Genomic DNA, 16,790 nt, shown 5'->3' with positions numbered 1-16,790 from the left:
GAAAGCGAATGATACCTACAAGAAAACCAGAGCCAGATTCATTTACTCAAGGAATATTAAGTATTCCTGAAATAGATTCAGTTATAAGAGAATTAAAAATCCTAAATCCAGGACGTTCCGAAAAAAAGGAAATTCTACCGGAAAGAAAAGGAGTCCTAAAAAAGATACTGATCGCAAACAGGGGAGAGATTGCCAAAAGATTCTTTTTAGCGTTAAGAGAAGAAGGGATTCGTTCCGTTGCAGTAGTAACAGATCCGGACAGAGAACAATCTTGGTACGAATCCGCTGATGAGATCTTATACATTGGAAGTTCTGACAAATACACGAATTCACAGACAATCATAGCCGCTGCTCTACTTTCCGACGCAAATGCAGTTTATCCAGGATATGGATTTTTGTCCGAGGATTTCAAATTTGTAGAGTCTCTAGAAGAAGCGTCGCTTATATATAAAAAAAATATAATATTTATGGGGCCCAAAGCCTCCGTAATGAGGAAAGTGGGAAATAAACTGGATGCCAGAAAATTAGCATTAGAGAATGGTATCCCACTTTTATTAGGAAGTGGACCGATCACAGGCGGAGAAGAGATTGCAATCCAAGAAGCGGAAAGGATCGGCTATCCGATCATGATCAAGTTAGATAGTGGCGGTGGCGGAAAGGGAATGGTCATCGTTCGAAATTCTAAAGAATTACTTCCCGCAATAGAAAGTGCAGTTCGGATCGGTCTCCAATCTTACGGGAATGGGACCTTCTTCTTTGAAAAATATGTGGAGAGACCTGCTCACTTCGAAGTACAAATTTTCAACTCCACTGCGGTCGGTATCCGCAAATGTGCAGTACAAAGAAGAAACCAAAAGGTCGTGGAAGAAAGTGGAGAAACTTTTTTAGACGATAGGACCTTATTACAATTATTATCATCTGCAGAAAAGATCGCACATATCTCAGGTTACTCGGAAGGATGCGCTGCCGGAACTGTGGAATTCCTACTAGATTGTGAAACGGGCAATTTCGGATTTTTAGAAATGAATACCAGATTACAGGTAGAATATCCCGTAACGGATCAATCCCTCGGGATCGATCTAGCTAAATGGCAAATTTTATTCTTCGATGGAAGAGAACAAGAGATACCTTACGACTCGGTGATCAAAAGAAGATTCTCTGACAGAAATCATTCCATCCAATGTAGGATCTATGCAGAAGATCCATTTCAAAACTACTCACCTTCTCCGGGAAAAATAAAAGACCTGGAACTTCCGACTTTCAACGGAGTACGTTGCGATTTCGGCTTCAGAAAAGGTGATAGAGTTTTAGGTGATTATGATCCGATGATCGGAAAATTGATCACTACAGGAACCACAAGAGAAGAAGCTCTACTCAGAATGGAAAGAGCACTTTCCGATCTATACATCCGCGGTATCACCACAAATATTGAACAGTTAATAAAACTTATAAGACATGATCTTTTTCGCTCAGGAGAATATGATAATTTAATTTTATCTAATAATGAAGAGCTTACAAAAGTGGAGAAGGAGTCGGAAGAAGAAGGTGCAATTATCTGTTCTCTCACCGAATCCGTTTTTATAACGGAAAACGATCTGAAAAGATCTTTTAGAGATAGGGACCTTCCCAAATTACTTCATTCACAAGAATCCGAATATTCTCTTTATGAATTCGAATTAAAATCGGAATTGAAAACTTATAAAACACGTTTATTCCGAACTTCTATTTCTAGTTATAGAATTTTACTGAATGGAAAAGATTTCGGAATAATCGGAGTTTCCGCTCGAGGAGAATTAGGAGAAGAATTTTTAGTAGAATTCGCAGGGAGAACAATTCCTGTCCGAGTAGATCGAAGGCCTTCTTTTCACTTAGTAAGATTTCCGGATAAACAAGGAAAACTCAGATACCTAAGATTTTCTATTCTATCCAAAGACAAAAAGAGCAACATATCCAGCGAAGGAATATTACGTTCTCCTTTCCAAGGAACATTCGTAAAGATCTGCAATAATCCTCAAACGAATGAAGTATGGAAAGAAGGGGAAATCATCCAAGAAGGAGATCCTATCTTAGTCATTTCCGCAATGAAAATGGAAACCGTACTTATCGCACCTGCAAGCGGAAAACTGGGCTATCTATTAGAACATGGGGATAGAAACAAATTAGTCAGAGGAATGACTGCCTCCGGAATGGTTTTGGGAAAAGGATTAAGCGAAGGAGAAATTCTAGCAAAAATAGAAACGGAGCAGAAGTCCGAAACCAAAAAAGAATTAGAAAATCATAATACTTCCAAAGGATCCATCTGGGAGATCTGGCCTTCTATCGAGACGGATACGGAATTAAAACTTCCACTTGTCCAAAAAACTTCAAGCTCCGACCTAAGAACCTTATTGAAGTCCTGGATATTAGGAACCTTTAGGGAACAAGACGCGATAGAAAAGATAGATTCTATACTTTCTAATTTCGAATTTTCTAAACTTTCGGATTCCGAAAATCGTCTTTGGGGAAACTTCTATATAGAACTTTTGAAATTCCATGTATTAGTACGAAGAATATTCTCTTCCGATCCTGGGACTAAGTTTTCTCATTATGGAGAGATACAAAGAGCACTTTCCGAATGGGATACGGAAGGATATAATCCGCCTAAAACCACTAAAAAACTTTTATCTAATGCATTTCATTATTATGGAATAAAACCCTGGAGCCCTCTCCGCAGGACCAAATCCCAAAAAGATGCATTTATATTTTTAGTAAAAGCTTATGCGAATCTAAGAGAAGGGAAAGAGCTTATAGCAAAACTTCTGGAAAAACTTTCCATATATGCTCCGCCTACTCCTTCCATAGATCTTGCTTTGAACGGTATTTTGTATTTAGAAGAAAGAGAGAAGGAAAGTTCACTCGAAAAAACAGTCAGAAGAATATTAAACTCCAGAGGAAATCGCCCACAAAAATTCAAAGGGGGAGACGCGACCATCTCCAGAAAACATGTATTCGACTATATGCGCTTTCTAAAATCTCCTTGGTCCTCCGTTTCCGAAGATAGATCCGAAATTTTAGAGGAAAAATTCAAAAAATCTTTTTCTGAAAATTTACCATTGATCCCCGAAAACTTCGATGAATCCCTCACTTCCCAAATCCGAAAAAAATTGGAATATTGGCAAACCCAAGGAAGTATCAAGAGACTATTCTCTCCCAGTTCGGGACATTTCCTGTATTTTCTGGAGACTGAAAAAGAAAAACAATACATACTCTTCTCCACCTTAAGTGCAAAACCGGAAAAACAAACTTCAAGATTCGATTTGGAAACTACCGCAAAAGTAGGAGCATGTATCTTACAAGGTGCTCAAATATTCAAAAAACTAGATATTTTCAGATTAGAAGTACTTGTTTCCGGATTCAAAGTAAAATTCGATCCGGGCTCCAATGAGGAAGAAGTATTCAATTATAATAATATAATGGAATCGGCAGGATCCGTTCTTCGATTCTTTTTACATGGATTGTACAGCCAGTTCACAATGGACTTTCTCCCGGAAAATACCGAAAAGACAGTCACACTTTCCTTCTTCTTTAAAGATGGAAAACTTAGAATGGATATTGCCCACCCTAATGATCCAAGATTTCCTTACTGCATAGGAACGGATCCAAAAGACCTATCCGTTTTTCAAAAAGGAAAATGGCCTTTGGAATGTTGGATCTCCGAAGTATTTGATACAGAGTCTGCAAAAGAGATCACAATACCCGGAACGGATGGACTTCTCAGAAAAAATCCTAAAACAGGCAAAGAAGAGATCTATATCCCGGGAGCAAAAATATTCGAAGGAAAGGTAGGCGGAAAACCTGCTTTATGCTTTTTTAAAGATTCTAGAGTAGCGGGCGGAGCTACCGGAGATTTAGAAGGAAGAAAATATATAGCTGCCGCGTACTATGCGTATCGAAAGGATCTTCCTCTATATATTTGGAACGATGGAGCGGGAGCTAATATAAAAGAAGGAATGGTTTCTTTAAACAGAGCTGCGGAAGGTTTCTTCATGAATTCACTTTTAGGCGCAAACTTGAAAGCCTCCGAATTCAGAGCCGCAATTGAATCACATTCGGATCCAATCTTAAAAGAAGTATGTTCTGAAACCGAAAAAAAATATGGATCAGAATTCAGAAAATATAACTCGGAAGACAGACCTAGTCTTTGTTTTACGGTCGCAGTCGGGACAGGCTCTTCTACTGGGTTAGATGTTTACGGATCTTCTCAAGCATCTTTGCAAGTTCTTTTAAATGAAGACGAGTCTTATCGAGTTCTAACCGGATCTTCCGTGATAGAATCAGTAACCGGCGAAAAGTTTACCAATTATGAGATCGGCGGTGCTAAAATTATGGGCCAGGCCACAGGCACAGTCGATTTTGTTGCCAATGATAAAATCCAGCTCATTTGGATAATCAGAAGAATACAGGATTCTTTGTTGGGATGTAATCCTCTTCAAAAAGAAAAAAGCCAAAGTGTTATATCAGAAAATTGGAATGTTTTAGATGAAAACGAACTCATTCATCATTCTGAAAGCGGATTTTTCTTACCGATCAAAGAAAACTATTCAGGTTCGGGATCTTTAGTTTCAGGATTCATTCGATTGGGTCAAACTTCTGTACTTTCTATGGGACCGAGAACAAATGATGGATTTCATTCTCTTCCATGTATTATCAAAGCAAAAGAATCCGTTCGGATTGCGGAGAAAACGGGCGCAAGTTTACTTTTAGTCTATGGAAGCAAATGGTTCAGAAGTTCTCATTTGGATGATTATGATTCCTTAAGGCCGAGAAGAGATTTCCAAAAATCATTACAAAACTTTAAAGGAGCCTGCTTACATTTTGTTAAAAATCCGGAAGGACTTAGAGTTTCAGAACTAACCTCTAGTGCGGACGTATGGCTTCTTTTAGAACCGAATGAAAAAAGTAAGGCTTCCGTCCATAAAGAATTCTCCAATAAAAAAAGATGGGCGACATTTACTTCTAAAAATGAATCGGAAGCTTACGAGATCATTAAAAAATTCTTCCATTTATTAAATCATAGGGAAATTGAAAATTCTACAGTGAGTAAAACTGAGATCAAACTTCCGAAAGAAATCACTGTTTCCTACGATATGAAGGAAGAGATTGTTCAGAAAATTTTAGATGAGAATACTTTCTTAGAATTCGGAGAATGGGACCCAGGCTCCAGCTTGATCACAGGACTTGGAAGGATACAGGGAAGAACAGTCGCGATCATTGCAGACCAACCGAAAGGAGGAGGTTCCCCCGACGCACCGGGCACAGAAAAATTCAGGGTATTCACCGAGTTTGCAAACAAACACTCAATTCCTTTATTAATGATTTCTGATGCTCCAGGTTTTGTTCCAGGCACCAAACAAGAAAGAGCAAGGATACAACAGATCGGTGGAGAATCTTTGGATGTAAATGTTCTCTCTGAGATTCCCGTAGTTTCTATCGTATTAAGACAAAATTACGGCGGAAGACAGATACATGCATTCAGCGGATTTTTAAGACCGGGAATCGCGTATTATTCCTTAGCAGAAGCAACTCTTGCGGTAATGGGAGGAAATTCCGCGTTCGATCTTTTCCAAGGAGCAAAAGTTTCCAATCTCAGAAAAGAAGGGAATATTCAAGAAATTGAATCTATCCAAAAGGAATTTTTCGAATCATTCACTAAAAAGTCGAGAGCGGATTTTGATGCAAAAAATACCGGAGTTTTGGATGGAACCTTCGGATCTGTTTCCGACTTAAGGGAAGTTCTAAAAACAGGGTTAGAAGAAGCGGATCTCAAACTTTCCCATTGGAGAAAAAATAAAAACAAATACTCCGAAGGTGAAGTATATCTCTGCCCTAAAAACTCGGAAGAAGATTGGAAGGATCTAATCTTACCTTAGTCTGAAAACTCCGTTTGTAGGAACTCCTACAAACGGATTCGATTGAAAACTTAGAAAATCACTCCAAAACGAAACGTACGAAAATTTTTATCTCTTCCGGATCGCAATCATAGCGATATCATCGGAAAGATTAGAAAACCCTGTTGCACTTAGATCTTGCTGAGTATGGGCTTCCACATCCGTAACGATTGTCTTGATCAATTCTTCCGGACGTTTTTCTCCATTTGCATGCAAAAGTTTTGCAAGCCTTTCCCTAGTATACATTTCCGAGTTAGGACTTCTTGCTTCGTCCAAACCATCCGTATATTCGAAGAAAATATCTCCTGAATCCAAGGTTAATACCCTTCTTTCTATCGTAGTTTCAAAGAAAGAATTTTCATCCATACCGATAGGTAAACCTCCGGCAGGAAGTTCTTTTATCTTTCCATCGGAAGCATCGTAGAATAAAGGTTTAACATGACCCGCGGAAATATATTCCAATCTGGAAGTATTCGAGTCGAAGATCGCCAAGAAGAATGTGATAAAAATATGATCCGGAGTATCCTCATACTGATAAGCATTCGCCTCGAGTAAGATCTTTTTCAGATCTCTTTCTCCTTTTCTAAGAATTGCTTGGATCTGAGCCCTAAAAAGTGCCATCACAATCGCAGGACCCACACCGTGATTGGAAACATCACCGATACAGATCGCGATCTTTCCTCCTCCCAATTCAATAAAATCGTAATAGTCCCCGCCTACTCCGGTCATCGCCTTATAAAATGCGCCGAACTCAACGTAATCATTTAAACTAGAAGGAAGTTTTTCCGGAAGAAGACGTTTCTGGATCTCTTCCGCTGCCAGAAGTTCTCCTTTCATTTCTTCTCTTTCTTTTAATCCGTGAACCATATCGTTTAAAGATTCACTTAAGATACCTATCTCGTCATAACCTGCAGGAGGGAATTCCACATTCAGATTACCTTCCCCAATCGTTTCGGCATTTTTACTGATAACTCTGATCCTGCGAACTACAAACCAAGCCAGACCATAAGCTAAAAGAATTGCGATTGTTCCTATGATACCAGTATACCGGATCATCTCCTCTCGGTTCGACTTCATTTGGCGGACGCCTTCAGTCCTATCTATTAGAATAATATTATACCCTAATAAGTCTTTGCGAAGAAGGTCATAAACCAATCCCTTCCCCTCTTCTTCCCCGGAGGCTACAAGAGGAGTAGAATCCAAGGCCCACATTACTTCTTCCGCCTCACTTCTGCTTCGGACCAGAATTCCCGAGTCCCAAGCGATTCCCCTCGGAGTTTTAGGAAGTTCCGTTTCAGAATTTCCGGAAAGTATCCATTCCCTCAAAAGTCTCCACTTGATCCGAACCGACTTTCTTTCATTTTCATCCTTATAATATCTTCTGATACCTGCAGGGCCGGTTTTGAAAGGAATAAAAGTAAAATCTTCGAGCGCGGCTTCTCTCAAGCCGAAAAATGCATCCTCTGCTTTATGCTCGTAGGAATTCCCCCAGTCGCCTTTAGTAGATTCCAAACGAATTAAAGAATCCTTATATTCCTCTTCCTGAGATTCCAAAACCCGGATCTTCTCTTGGATCTCTTCCGGAGAAGTTTTATTCTCTCCTTCTTTAGGAGGGAATTTTAGCATCTTCTCCCATTCCAAAATTTCTTTGGATATACTTGCGATCTTATCCTTTAAAGATTTATGATCATCATTCCATTTTTTCTCGTTCTTCTCAAATGCCGACTGATAAGGCTGAAGTTGCTCTAACTTAGTGTCTCTTTTTTTGAGCATCTGCCTATAAGCAAGAGCCAGATTTTTAAATTCCTTATCGGAAGAAGGTTTGGCCTTTCCGTCCTTACGGAGTTCCGACATTCTGGTTTTCAATCTTTGGGAGATTTCCGCAATCTCCGCGGAAATTTTTCGATCTTCTTCCAAATACTTTGCCCAATCTTTGGGATTCTCCACAATCTCTTCTGCCATAGATCTGGATCTTTCCGCGGTGCTTGGATTTCTAAAAACGGGACGATAAACTACTTCGTATTGCCTTCCGCCTACTTCGTAACTTTCGGGTTCAGATTTGTTTTGGATAACTTCCAAAACATCCGTATCTCCAAAAAGACTTTTACGACTTTCCGTAAAATCGGCTTGGGAGAGTAATTTTTTTCCCGTCTCCGAACTTTGGGAAAAAAGTAAACCCGTATCTAAGGTCTCTTTCCCGGCACTATCATATGCTAAAATTCTAATTTTATCCGGAAGAAGTCCCAAAGAGGAAATTCGGTCCTTAAAAGATCCTCTGAAAAAATTCTGGAGAGCCTTTGTTAATGCAGTTTCCCCTGATGCGGCCTTTTTCTCTCCGTCTGGGATCGCTTTTTCTGCAGCCTTTCGTTCCTTCTCCAATTTGTCCTTATCAGCCAGATAAGTTTTTTTCTTCTTTGGATCCAGATCTGCCTTAGCTAACTCCGTATCTAAAAATTTAACTTCTTCCGTAATTTCTTCTATTCTAGTCTTAGAGGTTTCCGCGCTGATACGAGCAAGCGCCGTTTTTTCCGCTATAGCTCTGATCTTTTCGTAAACCGGGCCGTCGATCGGAGCTCCATTCTCTTTTCTTAATTCGTTACGCACCTTAGATTCGAATTCTTGGATCTCTTTTTCGGAAAGATATCTTGTAAAATAAGTATCTACAGATTTATAAACATTTCCTCTTTTAACGTTCAGACCGATGGATTGACCGAATGCTTTTAATGCTCCGAAAAGCCCGCCTTCTTTCTGGACAACTGTCCTTTTGAACTTACTGAGCTGCTTTTTTTTCTCTTTTACCCTAACCTTGAATTCCTCGATTAAGATCATACTTCTACTCAGGTTTTCAAGATCCAAAACGACCGAGTTCACGTATTCCAATGGAGCCTTTAATTCGGACTCAAGCTTCTCTTCTAATGCCTTTGTCTGCTGGGAATAATGGATTATAGAAGTAAAACCTAATATGGAGATGACCAATGCGGCCGTGAAAAAAGAAAGTTTTGCCCGAATACCGGGAAGAACCGCTCTTAGGAATTTGTTTTTAATCATCTTATTATCTCGTATGGATCAGAGTAAGTTTATTACGCGGGGGATTTTTGAGACGTTGGTAACGTACGACCATTATTTTTTTAATGGAACGTAATCCGAAACCTCCATCTGCACCGCTTTCATATAATTCCTTCCAAGTTTCGCTTTTTTCTTTGGTGGGATCGAAAGGAACACCTTGGTCCAGAATGGAGAACTTCCAGCTTCCTTTATTCTTTTTCATTCTTAACTCGATTTTAGAAGAGTCAGGCTCCGTAAATCCATGTTCTATTACGTTAGTCATAGCTTCATCTAGGCAGAATACGATCCTGCCCTTGACTATATCCGAACAGTCTGTCCCCAAAAATTCGCGGACCTCTCCACGAATTTTGGAAAGTTCGTCTAGATCGACGGAGTAATATAGGATTTTTTCCGGAGAGAAATCCATGTAAGGATTTAAACTCCGCCTAACGCGTCATTTAAAGAGGGAAATACTCTCACCTTTTTGGTGAAATACATCAGTTCCATCGTATCCTTTACTTCTTTTTTGAGACTGCAAAAAACGATCTCTCCGGATTTTTCTTTCAAGAATTTTTGGATGGAGTTTAGAACACCAATCCCTGCAGATGCGATGTAAGTAAGAGCCGAACAATCGCAGATGATCGTTTTGATCCCGTTCCCTACCGCTGCTTCCAATTTAATTTTCAGATCCGGAGCAGTTTTAGCATCGATTTCTCCTGCGACTGTGAGGATCAATTTGCTTCCGTCCACTTTTTCGTTAAATGTGAGGTTCGCCATTTATACACCCTTCCTTAATTCTTTCATTAAATCCTTCGCTTGGATGATTCCGTATAATTTTCTTTCTAAGGAGTCTATTTCATAATAATACTTCGTATTCGGATCTCCTTCGAAAATATGAGCATATTTCCGAATACCTTGGATCGCCTTCTTAGCATTCCCTTCCAATATACCTTTTGTTATGGAGAAGTAAAGTTCGATCGCAAGAGAATCTCTTAAAGTTTCCTTAAAACCTACTTCACGTTTCCCTAATGCGTCCAGAAGATTTTCCACTTCTTGTTCACTATAAGTTTCCGAATCACTGTAGTTAATTATATATCTGGAAAGTAGTTTTTTGCAACGAACCAGATTATTCACCTTTGCCGCAGATAGTATTTGCTGGTACAAAGTATGAACTTCCGTATCTAAATATACCTTCTGCCTGGTCCCATCCAGTTTTACAGGTTCAAAAGCGGATTTTAATTCTTCTTTAGAAAAGTTTTTAATGGAATCCTCGAAAAGTTTTTCGTTATTACTACTTGTTACTTTTTCGAACTCTTTTAAAGGTTTTTCTAATACTGCTACAAATTCCAAAGCTTCCGGAGAAGAAGCTATACTCCCCGATTCCTGGATCTTTTCCAAAAAGAAAATACAAGAATCACCCAAAGCGGAAAGACTTTCTATAATTGCCTGATTGATCAAACGTTTGCATTGGTGAGGGAGTGTATGTAGATAAGAAGGATTATTAGAATCCTCTTGGATCTTATCTATCATCTTGCTTGCAGCAAGTGCAGAATGTGATTTTTCCTTTTCCCAACCCGCATAGATAAACGGATCGTATAGATATTTTTTAAAATTCTTTTTGCCGGACATGGCAAGAAGTCGGATGATTTTTACGAGTTCCTGTGCGAGATCCGAAGGGATCGATGTTCTTTTTTCGGCCATATTCCCAGGTCAGAATCATTTTATAAGCTCTTAAAAAAGCATAGCAAATTCCGAAATTCGAATAGATTCCGGAGATAAAGTAATAGGACATAAGAGCCTGTTCCAGGCTCTTGAAGCCCGAGATCAAATATTCATCGACGACTTAAGTTTTTGAACGGACTATAAAACAGATTTCAGAATTGTAATATTAGATTTTGGGCGACTCCTCGCTTCGCTCGGACCGGGCTCTACGCTACAATCAGCGAAGCACCATAATGGTGCATCGCCGGATTTCCGCTGCGATCCCTGTCGCATCTAAAAAGCGAAATTCACTTTTTCATTTCTTTTCGAATCTTTTCATCCAGTCAAAAAAGTCCGCTTGCCATAAGGCCTGAGCGCCCAATTGGCAATGTTCCGCACCACCGGATGCCCGATCATAAATTACTGAAGTAACACTTTTTGCATTCGTTAATTTACGTTTAAAATCTTCGACTTGTTTAAGCGGGATAAAATGATCCTCGGTCGCCGCAAGGATCAGGACCTCTTGGGTGATCTTTTCTGCAGAGGACTCCAAACTGTAAGTCCGAAACGCTTTCAAGGTCTCAACCGAATTTGCAGTTTTCATGGTCCATCTTCCGTTTTTCACTCCCCAGGAAAAACTAGGAGAAAAGGAAGATTTGATCTTAACGAGAAACTCGATTAGATTATTATAATTCTGCTTTTCCAACCAAAGAATGATCCCAGGAACTGTGCGCTCTGCAACTTCTCCAAAATTGTATAGAACGTCATAGGCTACCACCCCATCAAATCTTTTGTCAAATGCGGCAGCGCGAGGAGCAAGATATCCCCCTAAACTCATTCCAACCAAGATCATTTTAGGATGTTTTGTATGAGAAGTTAAGAAAGTATCTAACACGGCTTTCGTTGGTTTTTCCCATTCAGGAGTAAAACCTAAATTTTGTTTTCTTAAAACGGAACCTTGGCCAGGCCCCTCGTACGTAAGCACACTGAATCCTCTCTCATATGCCGCACGAACAATAACAAAATATAATTCTTCTAAAGTAGAATCAAAACCTCCAACAAAAACGATCAAAGGTTTTTTATCCGCACCTGCAGGTCCTGGATAGTAAATCGCATTTAGTTTGTGTTCACCGTACGGAACTTGGATCTTTTCATATTTTACTCCAAGATTATCCAAACCCTTGTGAAAAACTTTTACGGATTTATCGAAGGCGGACTGTCTTTTTTCATCATCAGGATCTAAAAAGAATTCTGCAGTGCGTAAGTAATTATGAGCCCTCAAATACGCCTGGCCCTTACTTATCGGATCTTGTATCTTATCTGCTCTCTCTAATACCCGATTCCCCGCATTTTCCCAACCGTAAAACCAAGACTGAGGATCTCCTTCCTTGATATTCTTAACTGCCTCCAAAACCTCTCCGGTTTCTGCCCCATCACTCCTAACATCATTTAAGGCTCTTAGGGTTTGAAAATGATATGCTTGGTCATTAAAAAAGCGTCCCTTTTCGATTTTACCGCAATTCCAGACTGAAATTGAAAATATCGCAAAAATCAATAGTGGATAAAATTTACTTATTAAATATCCCATTTGAATTCTCCAAAAACATGAACTTTGTTCATATATAGGACGACTAAAAATAGAATGTAAATTAAAAATTAGAACATTGTTCATATTTTCCAAAGAAAATGGAAAATACGCTTGTTGCCAGACCGATCAACTCGGAGCATTTTAAAAGATGGATCCAAAGAAAAAGATAGTCCGAAATCCAGTGCAAGATCGTTCCATTGCCCGAAAAGAGAACCTTATAGAAGCAGCCTATAAGCTCGTAAAACGTAACGGATACGACGAAACTGGAATACGCGACATAGTGGAAGAAGCAGGAGTTTCTATTGGAACATTCTACTCCTACTATAAGGATAAAAACGATATCGCATTGGAAGTTATCCGAAAATACAGCGAAGAATTTTACGGAAATCTTGCCGCGGAAACCATCAGTTCCCTTCCTGAAAACGCAGATATGCCCAGGATCATTCTGGAAATATTGACCAGAATGCGTAAATCCGCATTAAAAAACAAAAAACTACATAAAGAATTTGCGATACTTTCCCTTGCAGACCAAACACTTTCGATCGCTGTAAAAAAAATAGAAAGAGAAAGAATAGGAACGGAAGTTTTCAAACTGATACAATACTTCGGAAAAAATAGAAAACTAAGATCCGAACCTGCTTCACTTTTAATCGCCCAAAGAGCAATGGACGATATCATAACATACATGGTCCTACAAGGATTCGATATTCCGGATGATAAGATCCTAGAAGAGACTGCAATTATGATCGGAAAATATTTAGAGGTCTCTTAATCGCAAAATTAGATCCGCACTCCGAACTTAAGTCGATTCGATACTGATTTTTATAACGTCCGCCAGGCTTCTAAATTCATCCACAATCTTTAGAATATCGAAATCTCTAGGCATCGCGATCGTAAGTTTGATCTGAGCATTTTTAGTTTGGTAATCCTGCATAAAGGATTCGGAAACCAATCTTAACTTATTTCTTAATAATAATTCTTTAAAGCCTTTTCGATGGAACTTTTTCTGTTTCAGGTCTAAGATCAAAACCTTATATTCATATTTTCCGAAATACCTTTCTTCTACCATATCGAATAAGACTAAAATGATCAGGGTAGCAACAGTAGTTAGGAATCCTGCATAATATAAACCTGCACCTACAAGCAGACCGATTGCAGATACAATCCAGATAGAAGCGGCGGTATTTAATCCTTTAACGGTCAATCCGAACTTCATGATCGCACCTGCGCATAAAAAACCAACTCCGGAAACTACCTGAGCCGCTATCCTGGAAGGATCTCCTCCCACTACGGAATAAAATTCCGGAATAAAAATTGATAATAACATTAAAACTGTAGAAGCAAGGCCTATCAAAATATGGGTCCTGAAACCTGCCCCATGATTTTTGCCTTCTCTATTCCAGCCTACGGCTCCAGCAAAAACAATGATCAATCCCACCCGAATGCTTACCGTGATGGTATCGATCGTCTTAGAATCCAAAATGGTTAGAAATTCCTGCATAATCCAAGGAATGATCTAAGGTTTCAGTCGGTAAACTTCTTTTAAAAAATCTGGATCTCTACTTAACAACGCAGACATACGGATCTTATTCCAATCCAAAGGATTTCCTGTTTTGTCCAAAGCGATCCCGCCTGCTTCTTCTAATGCAAGAACTCCAGCAGCAAAGTCCCAGATCTTAGCTCCACTTAAGTTCATGAATAGATCGGTCTTGCCATCTAATAATTCCAAAAATCCTGCGCCTGTCGCAGCCAGGGCACGAGTCGCCAAAGTTTTTTTACTAACGTTTGCAATCCAACGATAGTCCTCGTCTTGGAAAGTGTTATTGATCTCAAGAGAAAGAACGGAACGATCTAGGCTTCCTTCTTTTTTAAGAAGGATTTTTCTATCATTGATGAAAGTTCCTTCTCCTCTCTGAGATGTGAGATATATATCTAAAGCAGGAAAATAAATACACCCTACTTTGGGAGATCCGTTCTCTATATATGCCAAGATTACGCTGAACTCTTTAATTCCTCTGGAAAACAAGGTGGTCCCGTCCAGCTCATCACACACGATAAAAGTATCGGGCAGAGGTTCATGATTATTCTGCTCTTCCATCACCAAAGGAATCCCAGGAAATTCTTTTTTGAGAATTTCTTCCAGAGCGCGATGGGAATCCAGATCCGCTTGGGTTAAAACCTGCATAGGATCTTTCAGATCGAATGTGGATTCTTTACCGAATAATTTTAAGATCTCTACTCCGGCAGACTTAGATGCAAATTTAAAAATAGAAAGAATTTTAGAAAGATCAGTCATTCGCAAATTGGAAAAGAAATATTATGATTCTATTATACAAATCCGGAAGCCAAGATCCAGATCCCGAATCCATGAGCTATGGTAGAAGATAAAAGCCCCCATTTAGAAGCTAAAAATCCGCAGATTGTACCTTCCCATAAAGTGAATACAAGCAATGGAAGTCCGATAGAAGTTACCGTACTCGCTAAGAATATATGGAAGAATGCAAAACTGATCCCTGAAATAAAAGACGCTCTCACCCAGCCGAATTTTTCTTCCGCAATCCCTCTTATATATCCTCTGAACAAAAATTCTTCATACAAATTTCCCGCCAAGGAAAACCAAAGCATGGGAAGAAGAAGGCCCATATCCACTTCTCCGCCCAGGATCCTGGTGCCAGAAAGGCTCCGATTCAAGATCCAAACCGGTAAGGCGATGGCAACTGCACTCAATAAACCGAATAGAATTCCGAGAACTTGATTTCCTCGAAACCAAAGAACCCATTTTCGGTTCTCTATATCAAATTTCCATAATGTACATACTAATATTAAGGAAGTGGCACCCAAAACAACCAGGACCAAGGAAGAATTGGACAATCTGATCCAAAATCCTCCGTCAGATCCTAAAGACCAAAGTCCTGCTCCTGTCATTGCATCCCTGAATAGAACGAACAAAAGAATATAGATCAGGATTCTAAGTTTAGGTTCCGGCTTGATAGCAAACCAAAATATCCCTGCAAAAATTAATGCAGGTGTGACTCTTAAAAAATAATGAAAAAGTGGATAAAGCTGCGATAGATCCATTGTCTTAACAATAAGACGAAACTTGATTAAGGATTCGGATTTTCGCCCTGAGGATTAGGAGCCGGTTCAGAAGTTTCCATATCATCTAAGATAGAAGGCTTTTTAGGTTTCTTCTTCTTTTCTTTCTCTTCCTTAGGCATGGAAATAGTTCTTATTTGGATATATTTTCCAAACACCCAACCTTGAACGGTTTCAGTAAATGCATCCTTGTATTTGGTGTTCACTAAAACCTTATAATAAAAGTCCTCTATTCTCTGCCCTTCAATCGGAATTATATAAGCTACTGAATGTTTGTTGATTACTTTTCCAACTTCTCCCGCTTCTAAATCGCGGATCTTAGGAGCTCCTACATAAGGCTCTCTTAAGAGAGGAGTGTTATCGGAAACAATGGTCATATATTTTCCGACAGCTTTTAATTTATACAACCTGGCGCTGATCTCGTTTACTATATTTTCGGATTCAGCGTTAGCATTCAAAATTCTTAATAATGCAAAGATCGCGAATGAATTCTTTTGTTCCGTTAAAGTATCCAGGATCTGGTTTCTTAGATTCGTTTTATCTTTGAAAGAATCTTCCAAAATTTTCATGGAGGTCCTGGTCTTATGCCTTCCCAGAGCTTCCACTGCTGCCTTTTGAAATTCTTCGTCTTCCGAATTTAGATAATCAATAAATATGCGAAGATCTTCCGGAACTTGATAATATCCAAGACCCAAAAGAGTTGCCTTTACGATTTCCTTATCATCAGACTTAAGACCCTTTTTTAATAGAACTTCTCTTGCTCCGGGATCTAATGTTTTTCCCATTCCCCGGAAAGAAGCCACTCTGATTTCCCTATCAGAAGACTTAGCACCTATATAAAAATAATCTAATGAACGTCTGGAACCGATATCTGCCAGCCCTTTATATGCCGCCTGACGTACCCATTCTCCGTCACGATCGATCATTTTATGCAAAATATCAACACCAGTCGGGCTCTTCAATCTTCCCAAAGCCAAGGCTGCTGCAGCCCTAACTCTTGGAATTGGATGTGTTAGTCCATATTGTTTTAAGCGAGGGTAATTATATGTAGCTTCCCCTTCAAAAACCTTCAATAATCCGGCTTTTAAAAGATCATTATAACGTTTAGATTCAGGATCCAGGACAGGCTTTTTAGGTTTTTTCTTATCCGTTTCTTGTTCGTCGGAACTAGAAGGATCTTCGGTCTCAGAGGAATTATTCCCTACATCGGAAGTATTGTTAGTATCTTCTGGAGTTTGAGCGAAAATCGGTGAGAACCAGACTCCAAAGGAGGCAATCAGTAATAAGCCAGGAAATAAAAATCTGAAATTCAATAGGGCAAACATTCTTTTAATCGAAAAGCAAGCTTTGGTCCAAGAAACATTTCCCTGTGCCAGCCTCTATTCTTTTTTTCGACCATCCGTTATCGGCCGTTTACCTTTTTTTGGGGTAGA

At 39.3% G+C, this 16,790-nt stretch carries 11 protein-coding genes; 2 read left to right on the top strand and 9 right to left on the bottom strand.

Annotated elements, in window-relative coordinates; translation table 11 throughout:
- The first annotated feature begins 8 nt into the window (after positions 1-8).
- Positions 9-5,909, top strand: a complete 5,901-nt coding sequence (locus EHO58_RS03970) for a carboxyl transferase domain-containing protein (RefSeq protein WP_135678717.1) — start codon at positions 9-11, stop codon at positions 5,907-5,909.
- Between the two features lie 87 nt (positions 5,910-5,996).
- Here the strand turns inward: EHO58_RS03970 and EHO58_RS03965 are convergent, their stop codons facing one another.
- The 5 genes from EHO58_RS03965 to EHO58_RS03945 form a co-directional block, all read right to left on the bottom strand.
- The gene (locus tag EHO58_RS03965; RefSeq protein WP_135627638.1) at positions 5,997-8,975 is read right to left on the bottom strand and encodes a PP2C family protein-serine/threonine phosphatase; all 2,979 of its coding nucleotides are present in this window, start codon (positions 8,973-8,975) and stop codon (positions 5,997-5,999) included.
- Between the two features lie 4 nt (positions 8,976-8,979).
- Positions 8,980-9,399: an ATP-binding protein gene (locus EHO58_RS03960; protein WP_100722649.1), complete on the bottom strand. Its 420-nt coding sequence runs from the start codon at positions 9,397-9,399 to the stop codon at positions 8,980-8,982.
- Positions 9,400-9,407: 8 nt separating this feature from the next.
- Positions 9,408-9,749: an STAS domain-containing protein gene (locus EHO58_RS03955; protein ID WP_086447289.1), complete on the bottom strand. Its 342-nt coding sequence runs from the start codon at positions 9,747-9,749 to the stop codon at positions 9,408-9,410.
- The gene (locus EHO58_RS03950) at positions 9,750-10,673 is read right to left on the bottom strand and encodes a hypothetical protein (RefSeq protein ID WP_135627639.1); all 924 of its coding nucleotides are present in this window, start codon (positions 10,671-10,673) and stop codon (positions 9,750-9,752) included.
- Positions 10,674-10,989: 316 nt separating this feature from the next.
- A complete protein-coding gene (locus EHO58_RS03945; RefSeq protein ID WP_135678715.1) occupies positions 10,990-12,261 on the bottom strand; it encodes an alpha/beta hydrolase family protein in 1,272 nt (423 codons plus the stop codon).
- Positions 12,262-12,409: 148 nt separating this feature from the next.
- Here EHO58_RS03945 and EHO58_RS03940 point away from each other — a divergent pair, with 148 nt between their 5' ends.
- Entirely contained in the window at positions 12,410-13,033 is a 624-nt protein-coding gene (locus tag EHO58_RS03940) for a TetR/AcrR family transcriptional regulator (RefSeq protein WP_135678713.1), read from the top strand.
- A gap of 27 nt (positions 13,034-13,060) precedes the next feature.
- On the opposite strand, the gene EHO58_RS03935 is transcribed toward EHO58_RS03940, so the two are convergent.
- Genes EHO58_RS03935 through EHO58_RS03920 form a run of 4 tightly spaced genes read right to left on the bottom strand, consistent with a single transcriptional unit; the run spans position 13,061 to position 16,682 of the window.
- Positions 13,061-13,762, bottom strand: a complete 702-nt coding sequence (locus EHO58_RS03935; RefSeq protein ID WP_135627642.1) for an MgtC/SapB family protein — start codon at positions 13,760-13,762, stop codon at positions 13,061-13,063.
- Between the two features lie 15 nt (positions 13,763-13,777).
- Positions 13,778-14,557 carry an inositol monophosphatase family protein gene (locus EHO58_RS03930; protein ID WP_135678711.1) on the bottom strand — a complete coding sequence of 260 codons (780 nt, stop codon included), beginning with the start codon at positions 14,555-14,557 and terminating at the stop codon, positions 13,778-13,780.
- A gap of 32 nt (positions 14,558-14,589) precedes the next feature.
- Positions 14,590-15,339, bottom strand: coding sequence for a CPBP family intramembrane glutamic endopeptidase (locus tag EHO58_RS03925; RefSeq protein ID WP_135678709.1), 750 nt, complete (start codon positions 15,337-15,339; stop codon positions 14,590-14,592).
- A gap of 26 nt (positions 15,340-15,365) precedes the next feature.
- Positions 15,366-16,682, bottom strand: coding sequence for a HEAT repeat domain-containing protein (locus EHO58_RS03920; protein ID WP_244241051.1), 1,317 nt, complete (start codon positions 16,680-16,682; stop codon positions 15,366-15,368).
- Between the last annotated feature and the right edge of the window lie 108 nt (positions 16,683-16,790).

This window comes from Leptospira selangorensis, assembly GCF_004769405.1.
Lineage (GTDB): Bacteria > Spirochaetota > Leptospiria > Leptospirales > Leptospiraceae > Leptospira_B > Leptospira_B selangorensis.
This window is presented reverse-complemented; position numbering and strand designations above follow the sequence as displayed.

What these genes read in the sequence shown, in the direction of transcription:
- EHO58_RS03970 (WP_135678717.1), top strand. Translation starts at nt 9, where the DNA reads ATGATACCTACAAGAAAACCAGAGCCAGATTCATTTACTCAAGGAATA.
- EHO58_RS03965 (WP_135627638.1), bottom strand. Translation starts at nt 8,975, where the DNA reads ATGATTAAAAACAAATTCCTAAGAGCGGTTCTTCCCGGTATTCGGGCA.
- EHO58_RS03960 (WP_100722649.1), bottom strand. Translation starts at nt 9,399, where the DNA reads ATGGATTTCTCTCCGGAAAAAATCCTATATTACTCCGTCGATCTAGAC.
- EHO58_RS03955 (WP_086447289.1), bottom strand. Translation starts at nt 9,749, where the DNA reads ATGGCGAACCTCACATTTAACGAAAAAGTGGACGGAAGCAAATTGATC.
- EHO58_RS03950 (WP_135627639.1), bottom strand. Translation starts at nt 10,673, where the DNA reads ATGGCCGAAAAAAGAACATCGATCCCTTCGGATCTCGCACAGGAACTC.
- EHO58_RS03945 (WP_135678715.1), bottom strand. Translation starts at nt 12,261, where the DNA reads ATGGGATATTTAATAAGTAAATTTTATCCACTATTGATTTTTGCGATA.
- EHO58_RS03940 (WP_135678713.1), top strand. Translation starts at nt 12,410, where the DNA reads ATGGATCCAAAGAAAAAGATAGTCCGAAATCCAGTGCAAGATCGTTCC.
- EHO58_RS03935 (WP_135627642.1), bottom strand. Translation starts at nt 13,762, where the DNA reads ATGCAGGAATTTCTAACCATTTTGGATTCTAAGACGATCGATACCATC.
- EHO58_RS03930 (WP_135678711.1), bottom strand. Translation starts at nt 14,557, where the DNA reads ATGACTGATCTTTCTAAAATTCTTTCTATTTTTAAATTTGCATCTAAG.
- EHO58_RS03925 (WP_135678709.1), bottom strand. Translation starts at nt 15,339, where the DNA reads ATGGATCTATCGCAGCTTTATCCACTTTTTCATTATTTTTTAAGAGTC.
- EHO58_RS03920 (WP_244241051.1), bottom strand. Translation starts at nt 16,682, where the DNA reads ATGTTTGCCCTATTGAATTTCAGATTTTTATTTCCTGGCTTATTACTG.